Origin of the sequence: Methanobrevibacter sp., from assembly GCF_045120835.1 — an archaeon.
GTDB lineage: Archaea > Methanobacteriota > Methanobacteria > Methanobacteriales > Methanobacteriaceae > Methanocatella.
The window spans coordinates 1-3,627 of record NZ_JBGVFE010000114.1; the positions used below are offsets into that span (position 1 = coordinate 1).

Genomic DNA, 3,627 nt, shown 5'->3' on the forward strand with positions numbered 1-3,627 from the left:
GACTTGCAAAAGCATTTTACGTTAACGCCGATGTCCATCTAACAATAATAAACCTGAACATCATAAACTGTAAGTCACATCTTGGAGGAGCAATTGAAAACAGAGGAAATCTGACAATCGCCGACTCCACACTATCCAACAATAGCATAATTGACTGTTTTGGAGAAAGTGGAGGAGCAATCTATACTTATAGAGGTTCACTGACACTTAACAACTGTAAACTAACAGACAATATAGTGAAAGGAAGAGAATGTGGTGGAGGAGCAATAGGTAGTTCAAAAAGTACAACAACACTCTCCAATTGCCTATTTGAAAACAATAGGGTAATCGGTAATGGAAATAATGGAAATTATGGAGGCGCCATCTATAGTGTCGATAGCACATTAAGCATGGACAACTGCCAAATAGTGAACAACAGCGCATCAGGAGTGTTTACCATATACGGAGGAGGAGTCTACTGCAATAGAGGTACAATGACAATAACCGACACCCTTATTGAAAATAATCGTGTTGAAGGAACAGGATATGGATTAGGAGGCGGAATAAGTACCATCAATTCCGGCACTAACGTGACAATCAAAAACACAAAAATAAACAACAACAGCATAACCGGAACTTCCGCTTCCGGTGGAGCAATCTACAATATAGATGAACTTACAATTATCAACTCCACAATTGAAAACAACAGTGCAAATGGCGATACCGGATATGGAGGTGCAATACGCAACAGCGGTAAACTAACAATGATTGACACTGCCCTCTCCAATAATAGCGCAAATAACTACGGAGGAGCAGTCTATAATAATGGAGAAGTGAAAATACTCTCCTGTGAGCTCAACAATAACCGTGCAAATGAAACAGGCGGAGCGATCACCAATTACGGAACATTAAACATGACAGACTCCACCATCAAAGACAACAGCGCACCAAATGCAAGTGCAATCTGGACAAATAACGGTGACGATGTAACCCTAAACAATGACATATTTGTCGACAACGGCAAGGATGACAACTCCATCTATTCAATGAACGGAGAAGTGAATACAACTGATTCCAAATTCATGACATCTCCTGAATTCGAGATAAGCAATATAAATGATTTCCTCAACGGAACCTCATTTACAGTTACAGTCACCGAAAGCAAACTGGGTGATAAATTCAGTGGCACTGTAGTTGTCAGCATCGGATTTGACAAATACGTCATAAGCATTGTAAATGGAAAAGGTTCAAAACTCGTTACCCCGAATGCAGGTCCTGGAAAACAGACTGCAAAACTTACATTTGAGCAAACAGGAGATTATTACTCTTCAAGTGCTGAAAGTAATCCGTTCCAGGTCACCATAAAACCTGATATAAAAATCATGGACATAGCCGATTTCGAAGAGGACGCATCAGTTGCAATCCAAATAACCGCCAACAGATATTTCACAGACGATGTGAATGTCACCATAAACGGCGTCAATTATACCGTCAGGGTAACAGACGGATTTGCAACCGCAACAATAACTCCAAAATTGCAGAGGGGAAGCTACAAGGCAACAATAAACTATCCGGGCAATGAAAACTACACTGCCGATACTGCACAAAGCAATAACTTCACTGTTACCATCAAATCAGTGAAAATTACCTCCCCAGACGTTGCTACAGTCTATAATGGAGGAAAATACCTTGTCGTGAGCCTGACAGACATCAGAGGAAATGCCATAGTCGGCGTTGATGTAAGCATTGAACTTTCAAATGGCAAAAAAGCAACACTGACCACCGATAAAAACGGCCAGGTCAAGTTTTCAACCGACAAATTGGCTCCAAAAACATACTCTGCAACAATAACCTTCAAAGGCAACGACAGTTATGCCAAATCAACTGCAACCGCCAAAATAACTGTCGGCAAGGCAACTCCAAAACTGACTGCCAAAAAGAAAACCTTCAAGCGTAGCGCAAAAAGCAAAAAATACTCAGTAACCTTAAAGACAAACCAAAACAAGGCGTTGTCCAAAGCTAAAGTGACCTTTAAGGTTAACGGCAAAAAATATACTGCTAAAACCAACGCTAAAGGTAATGCTGTATTTAAGCTTAAACTAAACAAAAAAGGTACCTTCAAATCTGCAGTCACATATAAAGGAAATGCCTACTACACAAAAGTAAGCAAAAAAGTAAAAATAGTAGTCAAATAATTTAAAAAAAGAGTTTTTACAACTCTTTTTATTATTTTTTTTAATTCAACACCTGATATCAAACAGAGCCATCCAACTCTTTTCACTATTTCTAAAACGCCAAGCCACATCTAATAAGTTGTATACCAGACTTTTGCCTTGTAAGGAGTATATCCCTCAATCAGGCTGGTGGAAATATGTCCCCCGTCACCTTTTGCGATTTTGGTTTTCTTGTTTCCCTTGGAATCCTTGAAGTAGAACTTGGCCTTCACAAGCTTTGTGTGGTGCGGATCAATGTCCTCGTTTCCAAAACCGTAGTACCATGCAACCACACCGGTTCCCCTGGCAAACTGACTGTTAGAGGAATATTCAACATATCCCGCTATCGCATCGCCATTGGGAAGTTTGGTAGCCTTAGGCGCCCACAGTTCTCCAGATTTAAAATTATGAATTTTGACTTTGGTTTTTGATGCCTTTGCTGCCCCTGCATTTTCCGCTGAAGCCGCACAAACAATGACCAAAGCCCCCATTAGAATTAAAAGAATAATTATATGTTTTCTTGTTATGCTCATTCTATCACTATTACTAGATATTGTTGTCAAGGTATTAAATAATTACTAAAAAAATTGCCAAAAATCAATTTTAAAAAATCCGCTTAAATTGATTTTTAGGCATGCGAAAATATCTATACCTTTAAATAAAACAGAAATCATATTAGTTATTGTAACACACTCCCGTGTTACACTAAAAAAATTTTTAGTTTAAGTTCTAAAGGTTCCATCCACCTTTAGACTTAACAATGCTTGTTTTTTAAAAAAAAGAATTATTCCAGGATTACTTCATATAATCTTGTCTCGTTTGTAACGCCGATTAAAATGCCCTTGTCATCATGAACGTATGCAAAATAGTGCAGGCCATCCTCTGTGTAATTCCAGCCCTCATGGCCATTTATTGAAGTTTGATTTGCCCCTTCCTTGTAGAGCTCATCGAGACTCATTCCCATCCAGTCGGAAATGACCGTGATGATGATTTCACCATCGGCTTCATTGATGTAAAAGCATGTCTGGCCTTCAGAGCCAAGCTCATCAAAATCCTCCATGTCCCGTGACTCGCCAAAGCCCTGAGGAATCACAAAATCTATTCCCTCAAATGTTACGTTTTCTGATTGATTGGAGTATGTTACATTTTCGCCGGCACTTGCAGCGCCGATTATCAAAAACGCAACGAGCATCATCAAAAGAATCTTCCGCTTCATGATATAGTATTTGTCGCAATATATGATAAAGATTTTCACATCCAAAATATTAATTCTACGATTAAAATTCTTGTTGAAAAATCTAAAAGTATTAAAATAATTAATGACAAAGTAATTTTAATTAAACATTAAGATGAAATAAATAAAAGAGATGATGGTAATGGATAGCAATTCCCTAAAATATGGTATTTTTTCATTTATTATACCCGGACTCGGACA

At 38.4% G+C, this 3,627-nt stretch carries 2 protein-coding genes and 1 pseudogene; 1 reads left to right on the forward strand and 2 read right to left on the reverse strand.

Annotation, left to right across the window (positions count from 1 at the left end):
• Positions 1–2,174, forward strand: a pseudogene (locus ACJMLO_RS10075) (hypothetical protein); the annotation flags it as partial.
• Positions 2,175–2,284: 110 nt separating this feature from the next.
• Here the strand turns inward: ACJMLO_RS10075 and ACJMLO_RS10080 are convergent.
• Together ACJMLO_RS10080 and ACJMLO_RS10085 are read right to left on the reverse strand one after the other, a co-directional pair.
• The gene (locus ACJMLO_RS10080; RefSeq protein WP_405296429.1) at positions 2,285–2,725 is read right to left on the reverse strand and encodes a hypothetical protein; all 441 of its coding nucleotides are present in this window, start codon (positions 2,723–2,725) and stop codon (positions 2,285–2,287) included.
• Between the two features lie 251 nt (positions 2,726–2,976).
• Complete coding sequence (locus ACJMLO_RS10085) at positions 2,977–3,408, reverse strand: hypothetical protein (RefSeq protein WP_405296431.1); 432 nt, start codon at positions 3,406–3,408, stop codon at positions 2,977–2,979.
• Between the last annotated feature and the right edge of the window lie 219 nt (positions 3,409–3,627).